Below are 18,431 nucleotides of genomic sequence, written 5' to 3' on the forward strand. Positions count from 1 at the left end.
TTTATTTCGAAAGGAGAAGGACATGGGTAAGAAAATTATGGTTCAATCTGTAAAGTTGGTAAAAGACAGTAATCGTATTTATGATATTGAGAAAAAGAAAATCACTTGTCCAGCGGATGCTGTACGCTTTGCGCAGATTATATTTGATATAGAATCAAGGCCAAATGAAATTTTTGGTGTATTTAACTTAAATACAAAGAATGAAATTATTGGATGTAGTATTGTGTTCGAAGGTACTGTTGATTCATCGTTAGTCCATCCAAGGGAAACCTTCCGCACAGCAATATTAAACAATGCATCTTCAATCGTATGTTTTCACAACCATCCATCAGGACATAGTATGGAGTCTCATGAAGATGTTGAAGTAACTAAGAGATTAAAGGAGTGTGGAAAAATTATTGGTATACCTCTTTTGGATCATGTCATTATTGGAGATAACAGCTATGTAAGTTTAATGAAAAAGGGGATTATCTAATACAAAGCAATAAGCCAACTATTTTTAAGGGGGTATATGGAGGAATAGGAAGATTCTAAAACGTTTATTCGTATGGATCTTCTTATTTTTATATTTGTAAGGGTGAGTTATAAATGTATTCATTATATTTGAGTGGTGGAAATGGGTAGAGTAGTATTATTAATAGTAAAGCATGCTGTAGTTAGTATAAGATGGATTCCAATATATTAAGTCCAACAACAAGATATGCTGATAAAGTCCTAGAAGTTAAAGTATGAAAGATGTTATTTATGGTTGTTCAAAACATCTATTACTCAGTAACAGTTTATAAAAAAGTAGCTGCACAAAAGTGCAGCTACTTTTTTTACAAACCCGTTATTATGCAAATAATATCTTTAACGTAAACTTGCGCTTAATGGCACTTGAGAATAAACTGTGAAATACAAGATGAAAATGAATGTTTACGTATGGAAATCGATTACTAAAAAAAATTAAAGGTCTTCGTTCAAAAAGAGATGGAATTACAGAACAAGACAAAGCAAAAGTAATGTATCTGACAAAATTCGAAAGTATAGAACATATTAAGATAGTATTAGATAATTATAGAGGTCATTACAATTGCAAAAAATAAAAGTACAGTTAAAAGGAATGAGTCCAGTACAATACCGGACTCATATTACGTTAGTTTAAGTATTGAGAGTAAAAGAATAGGAATAGAAAAATTAATGTTTTACTAAATAATTTATTAAAGAAACTTAAAGGAATAACAAGTTCTCCTATTGTAAGGAGTTTAAGTTTATCCTTATTTAGTCTTTTTATTAATTCTTTTAATGTTTGGAAGTTTATTTTATTAAAGAAAGACCAACTTGGCACAGCTTTTGTATCTGAACCTATTTTGAAAATGATATGAATACTATGTGCATGAAAACCGCTTATTATTAAAATAAGCATAAATCCTAAAATAATGAACCAAGTCATTTTTCAACACCTCCTTTCAGTATCTAATATTAAGATATTAAAACTGTTGAGAAAGTGTGCTGTTGTCCATGAAAAATATTGAGAATTTGTTGGGGAAATGTTGAGAATGTTGCAATGTTATTGATTGTAACGGAGTTAATAATGCTTGTCATATTATATGTGTGGAAAAAGGAAATAGGAAAGAGAACAGTTGCGTGGACTGTTCTCTTAAGGAGCGGAAGTGCTGAACATTTTCAATGACAATGATTCAAACCTTCCGTTAATAGTATGTGCATTTATTTATAATTCATACAAGAAAGGCGGTTATAAAAAATAGCCGCCTTGCCTTAGGGAGAATTCAAGAAAATTAGAGGTTCATTATGGATACAGATTGGCTGTTACCAATTTATTTATATTATTAGCAGGGGTTCAATAAATTATTCATAAGTTAAGATCTTACTTCATCGTAGAGTGAGTGACATGTAAAGTGAAAAGAGCACTGTTAAAAAGTGCTCTTTTTAAGGTGTGCATTAGGACTTGAAAGAGGCATCAGTGACAATTTAGAAGGAGATATCTCAATACAACATATGGATGTACTATGGAAGGGATAGAAAAACGAGCACTCCTATTTATAGTGATAGGGTGCTCGTTTTTCTATTTATGCGCAGAAAGGAAAATCCTTTTTACTGTTACCGTCGGGCTATCGTTCTGCATACATTTGAAGAAGGAGAATTTCAATCTAATAAAATAAGATAGGATTTGATATTTTCTTAGTTTTGGTTAGGTAAGTTTATATACTTAAAGTAAAGGACTTAATTTCAATTAAGGGGGAGAATAATTTGGAGGTATATAACTCAGCTGCTCCTGCGCAAACAAAAAATGAAGATCTACCATTCGATATTTCCTGGATGACTGATTGGATTACAGACTGGTTTGGCTCTTTGTTTAATGGCGGCAGCGATGTAATAAAAGATGGGGGAGATAAAATAGATGGTGCGGTCCATGCGAGTGTGCCTGCATTTTTTGATGTTATTTACCTTATTCTTTCTGTAGTAATTTTAATATCATTATTAGTTTTTGGGGCTTCTTTGTGGTTTAAACATATAAAGTGGAAAAAAAGATCTATATATTTTGGAGTAGGTTCATTCATTCTCATACTATTAATAAGGATTCTACCAGTGTTAATGTTGACAACACGTTCTTTTGATTTTCAAACCTTTATGAGTAATATGGTGGGCTTAATTACCTCTATAATTTTAGGAACAGCTGTATTAATGTTTTTGATATCTTTAGCATTAGGTATGCTTTATAAGAAATTTGAACATCCCAAATATGGAAAATGGAGTTCAAGTTTGAGATATAGTTCCATTTTTATATTTGTAATGACATTATTAGTACCGGCCTTACTGCGCCATTTATAAATTTGGTTTATTTAAGGAGGTAGAGGAATAGTGAAGGTAACATCTATATTTATTCCTTCTATATATACTAGTACTTATTCTCCTTTAGGTTTCTAATTTAAACCTAATAAGTTAAAAAGCTTTTGGTGTATGAGGTTTTGATAAGGGAGGATGAGTATTAGTGACTACGTTCATTGTAATGGTTAGTATTTTCTTAATTCTATTCGTAATTGGTCCTAAAGCGACTAAGAGAAAAGAAGAAAAAGATAGAATAGAAAAAGAACATAAGCAGAAAATGGAGGCTTTAGAAGAAGAAAAGTTGGATTTTGATATTAATGGAACCAAAGTAAGGTTACATAAAAAGCCTAAGTTAAAGAAAAGTATATATAAAATAAAGAGTAACAGGTAACTTTTTAATTCATTTACTGATATTATTTTTGAGCGCTCTAGCAATAGAGCTTTTTTATGTAATGAAACATTTTCTTTATAATATTTGGTTGGTCTATATTAGACTTACTTCTTAAAAGATATCTATATTTTGCTAAATTATTTTATAGAAAAACAACTTTTTCAATTGAAGAAAAGAGAAAAAATTAAGGGATTCTATCACTAGAAAACCCGACTTCAATACGATGAATGTAGAAAAACATATATCATTAATCTGGCTAGTAGCTCAGACAATAGATATTAACCGTAAAAGAGAGAATTATAAGAGAAAAATTAGAAATAGAGAATTGAACTGACCATTCTTGTGGGGGAGAGAATTTTGATGATAAATGGATGAACAAAGGTATACGTGGTATTATTAATAGTATATATATCTACATACTTACTATTTTAGTTTAGGAGAGTTGTCTATGCAATGGGAGTATAAAACACTTAAAATTGATGGTACATTTAAAAGTTTTTTTGGTGCTAAGGGGTTAGATTTAGAAGGCGAGTTTAATAAGTTAGGGATTGATGGTTGGGAACTTATTTCAATTATTGGCTTAGGCAGTGGCGGTAGTATTCAAAATGGTTTACAGGCGATATTTAAACGCCAAATCAAATAATAATATTAGCATAACGTCTTGGATATATTCAAGGCGTTTTTTTGTTTCCTGACAAAAAACTTTTCTTGAACGTATGAAGAGAGATATTTATAGATTAATATTTATAAAGAAACAGGAAAAGGATTAACATAGCCGTCTTGATCTGCTAAGCTCACTCAATTTAAAATGAAAAAGTATTTACCTAAATTTCGATAATTTGGTATAATATTTCAGGGTAATGTATATCTAATTATAAAATTTATTGGATTCGGGGAGAAAATCTATGAAAAAGAAAAAGATTAGTTTACTAGTATCTACAATTATCACTTCCTTAATTTTTTCAGCTTGTGGTAATAATACTAATAAAACTAATAAAGCTGAAGCTGAAAGCCAAAAACAGGTATTAAACTTAACGATACCGGAAGAAATCCCATCTTTAGATACGGCAAAAGCTATGGATGGTACGTCATCACATATTATGCAAAATATATTTGAAGGATTATATGTACTGGATAAACAAGATAATCCTATTCCTGGTGTAGCGAAATCATTTGAGAAAAGTAAGGATGGGAAAAAATATACATTTCATTTGAGAAAAGATGCTAAATGGTCAAATGGTGAAATGGTAACTGCACATGATTTTTCTTTTGCTTGGAAACGAACATTAAATCCTGAAACAGCATCTCAATATGCATACATGTTATTTTATATAAAAAATGCCAAAGAAATAAATAAAGGTATAGTTGCTGCTGATCAGTTAGGAGTAAAAGCAATAGATGATTATACGCTAGAAGTGGAATTGGAACAGCCTGTTCCATATTTATTGCAATTATTAGCACTACCTGTTTATTTACCTCAGCATGAATCGTTTGTAAAAGAAAAAGGAAGTAGCTACGGTTTGGAACCGGAGAATCTTATATATAATGGGCCATTTGTGTTAGAAAAGTGGAATCATGGACAAGAATTTCAATTGAAGAAGAATAATAGATATTGGGATAAGAAACAAGTAAAGCTAGAGGCAATAGATTTTAATATTGTAAAAGATACGATGACGGCAATAAATTTATATGAATCGGGTAGTATTGATCGTGCTCCAATTACTGCAAAACATTTTGAGCAATACAAAGACAACAAAGAATTACATATGAAAAAAGAAGCTGGAATAGCTATGTTACGTTTTAATGAAAAAAACACTACATTAGCAAATAAAAAAATCAGACAATCTATTTCTTTAGCAATAAATAAAGAAGAGATAGTAAATCATTTTGGCAGTACTGGAGCAACCCCTGCAGAAGGTCTTATACCAGCAGGATATACGAATGAAGCAACTCAAAAAGATTTTCGAAAGGAAAATGGCTCTCTTGTATTGTATGATTTACAAAAGGCTAAACAAACTTGGGCAGATGCAAAAAAAGAACTTGGTATAGAGAGTGTCACACTTGAGCTTCTAGCATTTGAGCAAGATAATGAAAGAATTATAGCAGAGTATATAAAAGGAGAACTTGAAAAACATTTACAGGGTTTAACAATACAGATTAAGCAACAGCCATTTAAACAAAAATTGCAGCTGGAACAAACAGGGCAGTATGAAATCTCTATGGTAGGTTGGGCACCTGATTATAAAGATCCAATTAGTTTTTTAGAATTATTTACGACAGATAATCCAAATAATAAAATGAAGTATTCAAATTCGAGTTATGACGATTTTATAAATAAAGCTAAAAATGAAGCTGTATTAGATCAACAGAAGAGATGGGATTATTTACGAGAAGCCGAGAGAGTGTTGTTAGAAGATGCTGCTATTGCTCCCCTTTATCATACTGGTAAAGCATATCTGCAAAAGGATTATGTAAAAGGAATTGAAAAGCATCAATTTGGTGGTGCTTATACTTACAAAAATGCATATTTGATTCAAAAATAAAAAGTTTAAAATTGAAAAGAGTTGAGTACTTGATAAAAAAGTATTCAACTCTTTTTTACTTTCCATAAAAAGTCGTATTATATTTCAGATTATAATATGTAAATTTTTTAATTGTTCAATAGAAACAAAATTAATAATGAGTTTTTGTTTGTTACAAATAGAAAACAAGAAATCAAAATAACCCAAATTGTGATTTAATGCTCTAATTATTAAAATAAACGAAGTGAAAGTGGGGATGGTTCAATTTCTCAGGATGATGCATTTCATACCGTCTGACAATTATGGAATACAAAAATGCAACAACTATTAAGCGACGATATTGAAATCCATTTTGTAGAGATACCGAAATTAGTAAAACAATGGTGTGAAGAAAAACTAAACCCTTGGGAAAATACATTTGTTCGTTAGATGTTATTATTACCAGCACATGAAGATGAACATTTAACTCAAACATCGGAGGAGATTGCGATGAATCAAGGTCCAATTTTACAAAAGGCAATTAATAAATGGGAAAATATGAGCTATGATTCTTCTTTCCGAACAGCATATGAAGCTCGAGAGAAATTGCTTTTAGATGAATAAGCTAAGTTAGCACATGCAGAACAAGAGGGCATAGAAAAAGGCATTGAACAAGGTAAGATGCAAATAATCCGAGGCATGCATGAAATTGGTATACCGCTTGAAACTATTGCAAAAGTAAGTAAGTTGAGTGTAGAGGAAATAGAACGTATCTTGAAATTAAAGTGAACATATATGAACCTATAGTACTCATGAATAAAAGAAAATAGACACTCATTGTTATAGTACGTTTAATAGAAAAGCATTGCTGAACAATTCGGAAGTGCTTTTTCTATATCATTTTTTGTTTTTCATGCAGAATAACCCGCAAAATTACTCTTTTTAGTTGAAGTTTTCCGAATAATAAGTTACATTTTTAAAGTTCAAGCAACTATATGATAGTACAAAAGGGGAGAAATATTGTTATTATGCAAAAAATGAAATGGAAGAACTATTTATGTTATTTTGTTATTCTTATACTTCTTGGAACAGCAGTAACGGTCAAACCATCTATCTCAAAAGCTGAGGAATCTGATGTTAATATTACACTGTTAGGTACTGCAGATATTCATGGTAGATTTATGCCTTGGGATTATGCGCTTGATGGTGCAAATACGAGTGGAAGTTTAACGCAACTCTATACGGTTATAAAGAAAGTACGTCAGGAAAATCCAAATACCATATTAGTAGATGCTGGGGATACAATTCAAGGAAATTCAGTAGAGTTATTCAATGATCAGCCACAATCGCCAATGATGGTAGCGATGAATGCCATGGGATATGATGCTTGGGCATTTGGAAATCATGAATTTAACTTTGGATTAGATACATTGAAAAAAGTTAGTGAGCAATATAAAGGAAAGACATTAGCAGGAAATATTTATAAGGAAAATGGAGAGCGTTTTCTTCCTGCATATACAATTGTTGAAAAAGGTGGAATTAAAGTCGGGATTATTGGTATGAATACACCAATGATTAGTGATTTTGAAAAAGGGACAGATCATTTGGATGGTTTAGTGGTGAAAAATCCAGTAGAAGAGACAAAGAAGGCCATTAAAGAGTTAGAAGGTAAAGTAGATGTAATGGTAGGGGTTATGCATATGGGACTAGAAAATGAGAATGGAATCTCTGGTACTGGTGTTCAAGATATTGCGAATGCTTGTCCGGAACTAAGTGCTATTTTTGCAGCTCATATGCATAAACTTGTTAAAAAAGAAGTTGTAAATGGCGTTATTATTACAGAACCAGATAAATATGGAACACATATCTCGCGTATTGACCTTACTTTTACAAAGCAAGATGGAAAGTTGGTTCTAAAAGATAAAACTGCTACCGCTATACCTGTAAAAAATACTGATGGAACAACAGTAGTATCTGATCCTACACTTGAAGACACACTGACACCTTTTCACGAGTATGCGAGGGGTGATGCAAATGTTGTAGTCGCTCAATTAAAGGGTAGAAACCTTGTTCCTGAAAATGAAATAAAGGGTATTCCAAGTGTGCAGATTCAAGAGACACCTTTATCAGATTTCTTTCATGAGGTCATGCTCTACTACAGCAAAGCAGATGTAGTCGCCCATCAAATTGATAACGATAATGCCCGTTTGGATGTAGGTCCTATTAAGAAAAAAGATATTGCGTATAATTATCAATATGCTTTGGGAGAAATTACAGTATATAAGGTAACTGGGAAAGACTTAAAAGACTATATGGAATGGGCGGCAGGGTACTTTAACTCTTCTCGTGCCGGAGATGTAACAGTTAGCTTTGATAAAACCCGCCGTGCTTCTAAATACAGTACGAATGATTTCTTTGGAGGCGTAAAATACGAAATTGACTTAACAAAACCATATGGAAGTAGAATTACAAATTTACGTTCTATTCGTACAAATAAACCAATCAAAACGAACGATGTTATGACGCTGGGAATGAATGCATATAGAATGGAGGCTCTTCAGGCAAAAGGTGGAGCTTTAGAGGGGCGTAAGTTTGAACAAATTTGGTCATCTAAACAAGAGAATGCATTCGGGGAAACTGGTGGAACCATTCGTAACCTTGCTATTACATATTTAAAAGAGGTAAAGAATGGTGTATACACACCAAAAGTAATGCATAATTGGAAAATTACTGGCGTGAATACACATTCTTCAGAGCATAAGGCTGTAGTGGATCTTGTAAATAAAGGGATTTTAGAAATTCCAAAAACTGAAGATGGAAAATATACAAATATAGCCTCTATAAATACTAAAGATTCAATTACAAAAGAAGAGATTGTAGCACTCTCACAAAAAGCAAATATTAATCCAAATCAGTTTAAGCATATAAAAACGAAAGGTGAATTTTACAAAAAACTTAGTAGAATTGTAAAAAATATAAGAAACATGACTCTGGTGCAAAAAAGTTATAACTAGAAGTGTGAACTACTCGCCACTTAGCAAAGCTTGAAGTGGGAGCTTCTCAGTTCCACGACGAAAGTAACCTTTCGTCTCCCTGAGCGTTACTTCGGGGTGTTCCACCCCTAGTCCAACGCATGGATGCTCTTTTGGTACGATTGATATTTTACGCAGGAACCGAATGGCTTGGTTTTCGCACTCTATTTTCTTCCTGCAACCTTCTATATCAAGTTATCAAAGAACTTCATATAGCTAATTTATCAAAAGTTTTTGGCTATGCCAAACTGAAATTCATCTCCCACCTATCGTTGGGCTACGTCCTTCACACGCTTGGGGAAGGAGAATTCTTTCGGGGAATACGTTAAATATATACGCAAAAAAGAGCACTCCTATACATGGCGATAGGATGCTCTTTTTTATGTGAAGAAAATCTTGTCTACTTTTAGTCTATCACCCTACGCACAATTATAGTAACGTGAATAGTCCGAAACAAATCTGTTTCGGACTGGGGGTTCAATATTTTATCCACTTAATTCAATTTTTTGTATTTATAGTATGAATTTTCTGATTTTTTAAATGAGAAAACTGGATTGCGTTAATTAATAGATACTCCACCAGAGACACTCAGTTTTGTTGGTGCAGGCGTATCTCCACCATTAAATGAAGAGTGTTGTGATACATTTAAACTAAGCATGCTACATGCTAATGTACTTACTATTATCGTACTGAATAACAATTTTTTTATTTTTTTCATTACTTTAACGCTCCTTTTCTTAAATGTTTCTTATCAGCATTATTGCTAATATAGAAATACTCACTCGCTTTAACATGATTATTTGCTTCGTAAAATTGCAGTGCTAAAATCTCTGCATATTCTTTAACACAATCCCACATTTCCTCTTTTTCAAAATAAGAAATGGCATCAGTAACTACTTTTTCGAGTTTAATTCTAGGCAGTTCTGTGATTAGTTCATTTAAAACTGCGAAACGGTGTATATATTCTTCATTTCCTGACTCATTTGAATATTTCATTCCTTGCTCGATATATGCTCTTGCTGTTTCAACGCCTTCTAACTTATAATATGCTCTTGCTAAGACAAATAATGCTTTAAAATGGTTCGGTATGGTATTTATAATTTCAGAACTCTGTCTAATCGCCAATGGATATAAATCTTGAATATTATATAACCAGCCTAAATTGGATCGTACTCGTAATAATAATTGTTCTTCATCATACTTCTTAAAAACATCAATAACCATATTGAGACATTCTTCCGCTCTTTCAAATTCTCTTAGATCTATACAAGCCAGTCCATATACATTGTCGCACAAAGCAATATTAATTTTATAGCCTACATGATTCAAGTATATTTCTTTGGCTTTTACTGAATGTTGAATTGCTTCAAAGGGTTGATAAGATTGATAACAGTATGTTGAAAATCTATACTCAAACTCGGCTTTTTCTACTTCATCAGGTATATCAATTAAAAGTTCTTTTGCCTTTTCAAAGTGTGTTTTCGCTTCAGTATAATTTGCTATAATTGTAGAGTGGATTGCCTTAAAGAAATAATAATAGTAAGCTAAAAATAAAAATTCATCTTTGATATTAGGGAGTTTTTCTATTTGATTAAAAGAATCTTTTGTAATACTCATTCCATCTACCAAGACTTTATATCTAAAATCCAGTAGGGAGTAATAGAATGATACATATTGGTCTGTTTCTATTTCCTTTAAACTTTCTTTTACTTTTAGATGTGTTTGTTTTGCTTCTTTTACATGATATAAACGAATTTCTTCATACCATTCATGTAATAATTCCATCAATTGCTTATTACTTTTTTCTTGAACAGTCATAATATCCCCCATTTCTCTGTAAAGGCTTATTCTGATAATAACAGGAATTAGATACATTAAATTCAACTACGATTTTTTTTCATTAATATAAAGAATATTCAGAATTTAATTAACGTCCATGCTTTTAAATTTGAAAAAGTATAGTAAGGAATCATTATTTTACAAGGAGGGGGCACTTGATACTAACATAAATATCCGGAAATTCAGTTATTTATGTTTTCGTGTATAACGGAAAAAATATATATTTATAAATTGATAGACTGTTAGATCGATGTGTAAATATTTTACAGAAGTAACGTATCCTAAGTGGAATAAAAAAGAGCTAACTGGAGTTCAATTCTATTTAAACTATACAAAATAAAAAAGATAAGATCGGCGAACACGATCTTATCTTTAGCACAAGGAGTAAACAAAAGGATAATCATCATATTTTTATCATAATTTGTATTTCGATAATTTTGAATATTAAAACTACATACAACAAGTATATCAATATTGAGAAATTTATTACAAAATCAGTTATAAATGATTTAAAACTCCAATGTAAACTTTTAGCCACTAGTTTATATTCAAATCCCTATAAACATTGACTTTATCGAAATTTGCCCATCTCCATCAAAAACGAATGTAAAAGTATACATTCAAAAATACAAATGAAGAGGTTAGAACATCCTTAAAACTATGTTTCTTTTAGCGAGAGAACATTTCAAGCTAGGAAAGCATACTATTTTGCTAATGAATATATTGAACAAGGTTATAAGCTTAGTGATGTAGGTTATCGTCATCATTTCGAAATCTTAAGGGCATTACATAATAAAGCGCCACTCGAAGAATTTGAGAAATTAGTTATAGAAGGTATTTCGTATTTTGAAGCAGAAGAATTATATGAGTGGGTAAAAGAGTATGCTTCTCTTTTAGGTGACCAATTCTACAATTCAAAAAATCATGAAAAGGCAAGCAAATATTTACACATTGCTTTAGACGCAGACAAAATAAGCAAAGAAAGAAGGGCGCTAAAATGAAAAAAGTTATCTTATTAATGATGATGTTGTCCACCGTTTTTACTTTTGGTCTTACTAATGTAAAAGACGTACCACAACAAGAATCAATTGAGGTATTTATGGATCATGGGGAACATATTTAATTTTCTAAAAAGAGGCTAATAAAGTTTTATTTAATCAAATTATTAAACACAGATCTGAGCGTATTACTGATGCTTGGATCTTTTTTAATAATAGGTATTTGTGAACATAACTATAGGTTGATTACGGAAATAATGATTGTGGGGGAAAATGATGAAATGGGGAATAGAAGCAATAAAGAGTTATGAATTAAATTGTAATGACTTAGATCAATATACATTTTTAGGGGAAGAATACCAAAGTACAAACTGGAGTTATCTATCTCTCTCGCATCTTCAAAATTTCTTAGAAACATCAGGTTTGGATAGAGATATGATATTAGAACTGCTGCCAATTAATTTTAAAGGAGTTGTATGGAAGTCTCTCGAAAGCGAGGACTTGGAATTTCTAAATACTTTAACAAACCCTATTAGATGTTTGGAGATTTTAGATAGATATAACTTAATGGATTCTGCAGCAACTTATACACCAAGCATGGAATATAAACTGAGATGGTTAAAAGAGCGCTGGGGGAAAGGATATTATATATTCGCCAACTGTTAAGATAAGACTTGAATAATAGAAAGGAGGATGCAATTGAGAGGACCAACTCATGTAGCTGCAGGAGCAGCATTGGCTTTAATCGCACATAATTATGCAGGAATAGGTGATGATCCATATTTATTAACGGCCACGTCAATAATTGGGGCATTAATAACAGATATTTGTCATCAAGAATCTACTTTAGGAAGAAAAATACCTTTATTATCTTGGGGGATTAATAAAAATTTTGGTCACCGTACAATAACACAGTCTAATCTTTTTTTTTGGTATAACGGCACTTCTTAAGTACCTAGTTCCCCAGTACCCCATAATATATATAGGAATGTTTATTGGGGTATTAAGTTATCTAGTGTTAGATTCCCTTACACCAAGTGGGATTCAATTGCTTTACCCTTTGAAAATGAAAATAAGATTTCCGATATATACAAGAACAGGAAGTATGATTGAATATATATTTTTCTTTTCACTTATTGTAATTGATATAACTTTAATTGGAGGCTCTTTTTAAATTCACATGAAAAATAGAGTAGAAATAAGGCACTCGAACAGCTATTTAATGTTCAAGTGCTTTTTTATGTAGAGTCTACATTTTAATTAATTATGGGTAAACTTTTTATCTTATTTATACAAATTATGTTATGGTACAATATGTTAATTAAATACATTTTTTTCTAGGGGGATGGGGCATAGTGAAAGCAAAGAAACTAGTAACGTTTGCGATACCGTTCATGCTACTAGCAGGTTGTGGTACTGATAAAACAGACGCAAAGCCAAAAGAAAAAGTAGAATCTAAATCAGAAACGAAAGAAAAGCTGTCAAAAGAGAAGTATCCAACTCGAATGACTGGTTTATCTTCTGAGTTAGTGCAGAAAATTACAGTAATAACTGAGATAGCTATGGATAAAACTAAAAAGGAAACTGACTTAAAGAAAGAAATTTTAAAAGAAGAGTCTGAGTTGCAAAAGATTATCGCTAAGTTTAAGAAGATAGACCCACCAAAAGAGTTTGAAGACGCTCATAAAGAGATTTTAAAAGCAGTAGACTGTTATAGTGAAGCCTATGCACTTCAAGTAGAAATTATGAAGGGTAAAGGAAAAGTAACAGACGAAGATAGAGAAAAGTCTAAAAAGTCAATGGACTTGATTAATGAGGGTAACAAGTACTGGCATAAAGGATTCGACCCTATTGAATCCCATAATGAGAAGGAAGCAAAAGCCTTAGGTTTCGATGTAGATACGAAGACCGACTCTAAGTCGTCAACTACTACTGATAATGGTAACGTACAAATATCCGCAGACGGTAAAGAGTTATTTGGCACGTGGGGTAGTTACAGAGGTTCTGAGTTTCATAAAGGTTTAGACCTTAGAGAAGATAATTCATTCACGGCTTATGATGATACTGGTAAGTCTTCTTATGAAGATAACCATATGACAGGTACGTGGTTATATAATGCAGACAAGAAGCAAGTAACTATGATTCCGACTGAATTTGTTAAAGACGGTAAGAAGATAGATGCTAGACAAATGAATGCGGTAGTAGATTATACTGTGGAGTTCTTGAGAGCAGGTTCTTTAAGAATGGTAGATAGTAAAGGTAACAAATTAGAAGTAGAGAGACAGAAGTAAATATTGTTTACAAAGGGGAGGATTCATGAATTATGCTACTGTAGCATCACTACAACGGATGCTACAATTGCAACAAATGGAAGACGCTGCAAGCAATAAATTGATTTTAAAGCGTGCTGATTCGTATACACCAAATATTCCCCCCATAAAAGGCAAAGTAATGTAATGAAAAAAGAGCCAGATTGTATGGCTCTTTTTAAGTATTAAAATGCTTCCCCCATGTTCAGCATTTTGAGTAATGTTGTTTGAGGTAAAACTAAACCTGAAAAACGGCTACCAATCCTAGAGTGATAACTAAAACTTAAATTACTTTCCTCATTATTTTAGCACCTCCTTTTCCGAGTTTTTGAGACTGTAGTACCTATAAATAGACTTGAAATTTAGTTTTCATAATTATTGTTGAGCCCTAACAGAATGAAGAACAGGGGAATTGAATCTGCCTATTACCCTAGCTAAAAAAATGTTGAAAATTAATAACTTGAGTAAAAGAATTGCTATTAAAATACTTAACATACATATTTGTTTTGTTAATTGTGGGCGTGTTTTGTGATTTGTATATAGTAATTTCGTTTAAAAACTTGAAAAATATCGAAATGTGTAAATTTTTTGAATTTTTAACAAAATGTATTTAATATTCCTAATTTGTTGTTTTATAATGATACTCGGGTTGATCGTGAATGTTTTAGATATTGCGATATATACTCGATTAATTTATTTTAGGGAGGTTTCAAAATTGGGTAAGAGAGTTATTATAAGAATTTTTACATTATTATCAGTACTGGCATTATTCCTTAATGTGTTTTTACCAAGGGCTAGTGCAGAGGTTATGACGCACGAGAAATATTCAATGGACTGGAGTTATAGTAATAGTCTAGGTAAGTACATTCGAACTGAAATGATTAAAAATTCAAGCGGTCAAATTGCTTATTGCTTAACTCTTGGATTAAAATCACCAAATGGTGAAGATCTTCCTGAAATGGGGAAAACAGATAATGTAGTATATAGGGTCCTATTAAACGGTTTCCCACAAAAAAGTGTTCAGCAGTTAGGAGTAGCTAATCAAAATGAAGCGCATTACGCAACTCAGCTTGCAGTTTGGAATGCATTAGGTCAACTTGATGTACATGAACTGAAACATGAAAATAAAAATGTTGAAAAAGCAGCTAAGGCAATTATCAATACTGCTAACAATAGCGGCGATACACAAGATATCTATATGAATGTTATCCCAGCTGAAAAGCAAAAAGCAGAATTAAAAGGTGAGTTCTTCGAAACAAATCTATATACAGTACAAACAAATGCTAAGAGTGGTTCTTATAAAGTAATAGCGAAAAATGCACCTAATGGAGTAAAAATTGTTAGTGAAAATGGTGAAGTGAAAGATCAACTTTCAGTTGGAGAGAAATTCCGTATCCAAATTCCTAAAAATACAAAAACAGGTGAATTTAATCTAAGTGTTGCTGCAAACTTAACAAAAGTTCAAGCAATTGCTTACCGCGGTACGGATACTGTTCAGAATGCTACAGTATTACTAGAAAGAAATGAAGAAAAGCTTAGTAGTGACCTTGCAGTAAATTGGGAAGCAGCTGGTTCTTTAAAAATTAAAAAAGTTGGAGAAAGTGGAGAAGTATTAGCTGGTGCGGTATTCGAGGTTTTTAATGCGAATAATGAATCAGTTGGAAAAATTACGACTGGTGCTGATGGTACTGCAGAATTAAATAACCTACCAATTGGTACTTATACTGTAAAAGAAATAAAAGCGCCAACAGGCTATGTTTTAGTTGATAAACCACAAACCATTGAGGTTAAGACAGGAGAAACTGGTGCTGTTCAAATAGTAAACAACAAGGCAAAGGGAAACATTGAAATAAAAAAACTTAGTGATTCAGGTAAAGTGCTACCTAATGTTGAATTTACTGTTTTTACTGAAGATGGAAAAGAAGTAAAAAAGACAGTAACAAATGAAAATGGAATTGCAAAGATTGAAGGCCTTACATTTGGTAAGTATTATTTCTTAGAGACAAAAACACCAAATGGATATATCGGAAATAAAACAAAGTATCCTTTTGAAATTAAAGAGCACAATAAAACACTTACTTTTACAGTAGAAAATACCGAAGTAAAAGGTAGTGTAAAACTATTAAAAGTAGATACCGAAGATATTAGTAAAAAGTTAGAAGGTGCAGTATTCGAGTTAAAAGATGCAAGTGGAAAAGTAATTGGCGAATATAAGACAGATAAAAATGGCGAGATTAATGTTAAAGATCTAGCGTATGGTAAGTATTCATTTGTAGAAAAGACTTCACCAAACGGTTACGTTCTTGTTACAGAACCAATTGTGTTCGAAATAAAGGAACATGGAAAAATCATTGAGCTATTAGCAGTTAATCATTTAATCAAAGGTGATCTGGAAATTACAAAGGTAGATATTGCGGATGGAAACAATAAGCTTCCAAATGCAGAATTTACGATTTATAACGAAGCAGGAAAAGAAGTAGTAAAAGGTAAAACAGATGATAAAGGTATCGCTAAATTTGAAAAGCTACCATTTGGAAAATACACATATAAAGAAACTATTGCACCAAACGGTTACATTTTAAATGAAGAGACGTTTTCTTTTGAAATCAAAGAGAATGGTCAAATAATTAAACATATCGTCAAAGATGAGAAGATTCCTTCAATTAAAACAACAGCATCTGATAAAAAAGATGGTACAAAAGAAATGCACACATCTAAGTCTGTAACAATCCAAGATAAAGTGGAATACAAAGACCTACAAGTAGGTAAGGAGTACACTTTAAAAGGTAAATTAATGGATAAAAAGACTAATAAACCATTAGTTGTAAATGGTAAAGAAGTAACTGCTGAAACGAAGTTTACACCAAAAGAAGCAAACGGATCTATCACACTAGATTTCACTTTTGATGCAACTGGTTTAGAAGAAAAAGAAGTAGTAGTATTCGAAGAGTTACTGAAAGACGGAAAAGTTGTTACTACACACACTGATATCAATGATAAAGGTCAAACAGTTAAGTTCGTTAAGCCATCAGTAAAAACAACTGCTACAAACAAAGCTGATGGTGGAAAAGAGATTCATTCAAATGATTCTATCACTATCCAGGATAAAGTGGAGTACACTAACTTAGTTGCTGGTAAAGAGTACACTGTAAAAGGAAAATTAATGAACAAAGCTATTAACGAACCATTATTAATTGATGGTAAAGAAGTAACAGCTGAGACTAAATTTATTGCAAAAGAAAAGAACGGTTTTGTAACATTAGACTTTACTTTTGTTGGTGCTGAACAGCAAGGAAGAGAAGTAGTCGTGTTTGAAGACTTATTACATGAAGGTAAAGTAATTGCAACTCATGCTGACATTAACGATGTAGGTCAAACAGTTCGATTTGTAGAACCTTCTATTAAAACGACAGCTACAAACAAAGCTGATGGCTCTAAAGAGTTAGATGCTTCTAAATCTGTAACAATCCAAGATAAAGTGGAATACAAAGACTTAATCGTGGGTAAAGAATACGTTGTAAAAGGTAAACTAATGGATAAAGCAACAAAAAAACCATTATTAGTTGATGGTAAAGAAGTAACAGTAGAATCTAAGTTTACTCTAAAAGAGAAAAATGGTTCTATCACACTCGATTTCACATTTAATGCTTCTGCATTACAAGGAAAAGAAGTGGTAGTGTTTGAAGAATTGTATCAAGATAACGTCTTGGTAGCTATACACGTTGACATCGAAGATAAGGGACAAACAGTGAAATTTAAAGAAGTAAAACCGGAACAACCAAAACCAGAACAGCCGCATCAAGATAAAAATACTCCAACTCCAGAACAACCAAAAGAGCAAGTAAAAGAACAGCCACAACCTAAGAAAGAAATTCAATCTAAAATTGGATGGTTACCGCAAACAGGCGCTGACCTTACAAGTTGGATCTCTATGGCTGCAGGCGCATTACTGTTAATTGTTGGTGGAGTGATTTTCTTAAAACGTAAAAACGCATAAGAATTAAAAATAAGCACATCTGTTTTTACAGGATGTGCTTATTTTTATGTTAGTAAATTAGTCTTATTTACAGTATTCTAATCTATTGACTATCTTTGAGTGGTTGTAATAATTCCAGGACAGCAAAACAGTCAGCCGCTGCTCGATGTTTAATCGTTAATTCTGTTGCATCACTTAATGAAATCCATCTTTTTGAATCTACATAATCGGCGTACAATTTCATCCGCCGTTCAACTATGTTACTTATTGTTAATTTATGAATCAAGAACTTGGCATATGAGCAGGAGAAGAGAAGTAGAATAGATAATTTAAAACAATATAAATTTGAAATAAAAGCGTATTTTGTTTGTGATTTCTAAATGTTATAAAAGCACCATATAAAAGTGCTTTTATACATGGCACAGTTATTTAATAAAATCGTTATTTGATTTTTAAACATAAAAGGAGTGTTCTCCATTAGTAAAGTAGAATGGGATTTTTATAACTGAATTAGAATACTCAAGTTAATTGCTTTGTTATGAATCCTATAATAACT

General features: G+C 31.9%; 14 protein-coding genes and 4 pseudogenes. 14 read left to right on the plus strand and 4 right to left on the minus strand.

From position 1 onward, the window contains the following. The first annotated feature begins 22 nt into the window (after positions 1-22). Complete coding sequence (locus AC2CGR_RS23570; protein ID WP_098149727.1) at positions 23-475, plus strand: JAB domain-containing protein; 453 nt, start codon at positions 23-25, stop codon at positions 473-475. A gap of 660 nt (positions 476-1,135) precedes the next feature. Here the strand turns inward: AC2CGR_RS23570 and AC2CGR_RS23575 are convergent. Beyond that, positions 1,136-1,432, minus strand: coding sequence for a hypothetical protein (locus tag AC2CGR_RS23575; protein ID WP_252211489.1), 297 nt, complete (start codon positions 1,430-1,432; stop codon positions 1,136-1,138). Positions 1,433-2,232: 800 nt separating this feature from the next. On the opposite strand from AC2CGR_RS23575, the gene AC2CGR_RS23580 reads away from it, so the two are divergent. The 6 genes and pseudogenes from AC2CGR_RS23580 to AC2CGR_RS23605 all read left to right on the plus strand — a co-directional run bounded on the left by AC2CGR_RS23580 (position 2,233) and on the right by AC2CGR_RS23605 (position 8,735). Beyond that, the gene (locus AC2CGR_RS23580; RefSeq protein ID WP_429788644.1) at positions 2,233-2,832 is read left to right on the plus strand and encodes a hypothetical protein; all 600 of its coding nucleotides are present in this window, start codon (positions 2,233-2,235) and stop codon (positions 2,830-2,832) included. 160 nt (positions 2,833-2,992) lie between these two features. Beyond that, complete coding sequence (locus AC2CGR_RS23585; RefSeq protein WP_277484268.1) at positions 2,993-3,220, plus strand: hypothetical protein; 228 nt, start codon at positions 2,993-2,995, stop codon at positions 3,218-3,220. 448 nt (positions 3,221-3,668) lie between these two features. Further along, positions 3,669-3,863: a DUF4177 domain-containing protein gene (locus AC2CGR_RS23590; protein ID WP_001198561.1), complete on the plus strand. Its 195-nt coding sequence runs from the start codon at positions 3,669-3,671 to the stop codon at positions 3,861-3,863. A 262-nt stretch (positions 3,864-4,125) separates the two neighbouring features. Continuing rightward, the gene (locus tag AC2CGR_RS23595) at positions 4,126-5,763 is read left to right on the plus strand and encodes a peptide ABC transporter substrate-binding protein (protein WP_277484269.1); all 1,638 of its coding nucleotides are present in this window, start codon (positions 4,126-4,128) and stop codon (positions 5,761-5,763) included. 246 nt (positions 5,764-6,009) lie between these two features. After that, a pseudogene (locus AC2CGR_RS23600) lies at positions 6,010-6,510 on the plus strand (Rpn family recombination-promoting nuclease/putative transposase); the annotation flags it as partial. Positions 6,511-6,749: 239 nt separating this feature from the next. After that, positions 6,750-8,735, plus strand: coding sequence for a bifunctional metallophosphatase/5'-nucleotidase (locus AC2CGR_RS23605; RefSeq protein ID WP_277484270.1), 1,986 nt, complete (start codon positions 6,750-6,752; stop codon positions 8,733-8,735). Between the two features lie 577 nt (positions 8,736-9,312). On the opposite strand, the gene AC2CGR_RS23610 is transcribed toward AC2CGR_RS23605, so the two are convergent. Beyond that, positions 9,313-9,471 (minus strand): Phr family secreted Rap phosphatase inhibitor, encoded by a 159-nt coding sequence (locus tag AC2CGR_RS23610; protein ID WP_061402390.1) that lies wholly within the window; start codon positions 9,469-9,471, stop codon positions 9,313-9,315. Further along, complete coding sequence (locus AC2CGR_RS23615; RefSeq protein ID WP_275175751.1) at positions 9,471-10,571, minus strand: response regulator aspartate phosphatase; 1,101 nt, start codon at positions 10,569-10,571, stop codon at positions 9,471-9,473. Before AC2CGR_RS23615 ends, AC2CGR_RS23610 begins: the two co-directional genes overlap by 1 nt. Before the next feature lie 666 nt (positions 10,572-11,237). Here AC2CGR_RS23615 and AC2CGR_RS23620 point away from each other — a divergent pair. From AC2CGR_RS23620 to AC2CGR_RS23650, 7 genes and pseudogenes are all read left to right on the plus strand, one after another. Further along, positions 11,238-11,593 (plus strand): annotated as a pseudogene (locus AC2CGR_RS23620) (hypothetical protein); the annotation flags it as partial. Next, the gene (locus AC2CGR_RS23625) at positions 11,590-11,715 is read left to right on the plus strand and encodes an aspartate phosphatase (RefSeq protein WP_071680042.1); all 126 of its coding nucleotides are present in this window, start codon (positions 11,590-11,592) and stop codon (positions 11,713-11,715) included. The pseudogene AC2CGR_RS23620 and the gene AC2CGR_RS23625, both read left to right, overlap by 4 nt. A 151-nt stretch (positions 11,716-11,866) precedes the next feature. Beyond that, positions 11,867-12,256, plus strand: a complete 390-nt coding sequence (locus tag AC2CGR_RS23630) for a hypothetical protein (protein WP_484481271.1) — start codon at positions 11,867-11,869, stop codon at positions 12,254-12,256. Between the two features lie 27 nt (positions 12,257-12,283). Then, positions 12,284-12,764: pseudogene (locus AC2CGR_RS23635) on the plus strand (metal-dependent hydrolase). A gap of 181 nt (positions 12,765-12,945) precedes the next feature. Further along, positions 12,946-13,881, plus strand: coding sequence for a DUF7018 domain-containing (lipo)protein (locus tag AC2CGR_RS23640; protein WP_071715185.1), 936 nt, complete (start codon positions 12,946-12,948; stop codon positions 13,879-13,881). A 25-nt stretch (positions 13,882-13,906) separates the two neighbouring features. After that, a complete protein-coding gene (locus AC2CGR_RS23645) occupies positions 13,907-14,047 on the plus strand; it encodes a hypothetical protein (protein ID WP_163247720.1) in 141 nt (46 codons plus the stop codon). A gap of 567 nt (positions 14,048-14,614) precedes the next feature. Beyond that, entirely contained in the window at positions 14,615-17,896 is a 3,282-nt protein-coding gene (locus AC2CGR_RS23650) for a VaFE repeat-containing surface-anchored protein (RefSeq protein WP_484481272.1), read from the plus strand. A gap of 82 nt (positions 17,897-17,978) precedes the next feature. Here AC2CGR_RS23650 and AC2CGR_RS23655 read toward each other — a convergent pair. Further along, a pseudogene (locus tag AC2CGR_RS23655) lies at positions 17,979-18,119 on the minus strand (3'-5' exonuclease); the annotation flags it as partial. Positions 18,120-18,431 lie beyond the last annotated feature (312 nt).

It is taken from the genome of Bacillus sp. LSHTCR4, from assembly GCF_057197025.1.

Bases quoted from the DNA above. Each gene is read 5' to 3' on its own strand.
- AC2CGR_RS23590 (WP_001198561.1), top strand. From the start codon at position 3,669: ATGCAATGGGAGTATAAAACACTTAAAATTGATGGTACATTTAAAAGT.
- AC2CGR_RS23575 (WP_252211489.1), bottom strand. From the start codon at position 1,432: ATGACTTGGTTCATTATTTTAGGATTTATGCTTATTTTAATAATAAGC.
- AC2CGR_RS23595 (WP_277484269.1), top strand. From the start codon at position 4,126: ATGAAAAAGAAAAAGATTAGTTTACTAGTATCTACAATTATCACTTCC.
- AC2CGR_RS23625 (WP_071680042.1), top strand. From the start codon at position 11,590: ATGAAAAAAGTTATCTTATTAATGATGATGTTGTCCACCGTTTTTACT.
- AC2CGR_RS23630 (WP_484481271.1), top strand. From the start codon at position 11,867: ATGAAATGGGGAATAGAAGCAATAAAGAGTTATGAATTAAATTGTAAT.
- AC2CGR_RS23570 (WP_098149727.1), top strand. From the start codon at position 23: ATGGGTAAGAAAATTATGGTTCAATCTGTAAAGTTGGTAAAAGACAGT.
- AC2CGR_RS23610 (WP_061402390.1), bottom strand. From the start codon at position 9,471: ATGAAAAAAATAAAAAAATTGTTATTCAGTACGATAATAGTAAGTACA.
- AC2CGR_RS23615 (WP_275175751.1), bottom strand. From the start codon at position 10,571: ATGACTGTTCAAGAAAAAAGTAATAAGCAATTGATGGAATTATTACAT.
- AC2CGR_RS23645 (WP_163247720.1), top strand. From the start codon at position 13,907: ATGAATTATGCTACTGTAGCATCACTACAACGGATGCTACAATTGCAA.
- AC2CGR_RS23605 (WP_277484270.1), top strand. From the start codon at position 6,750: ATGCAAAAAATGAAATGGAAGAACTATTTATGTTATTTTGTTATTCTT.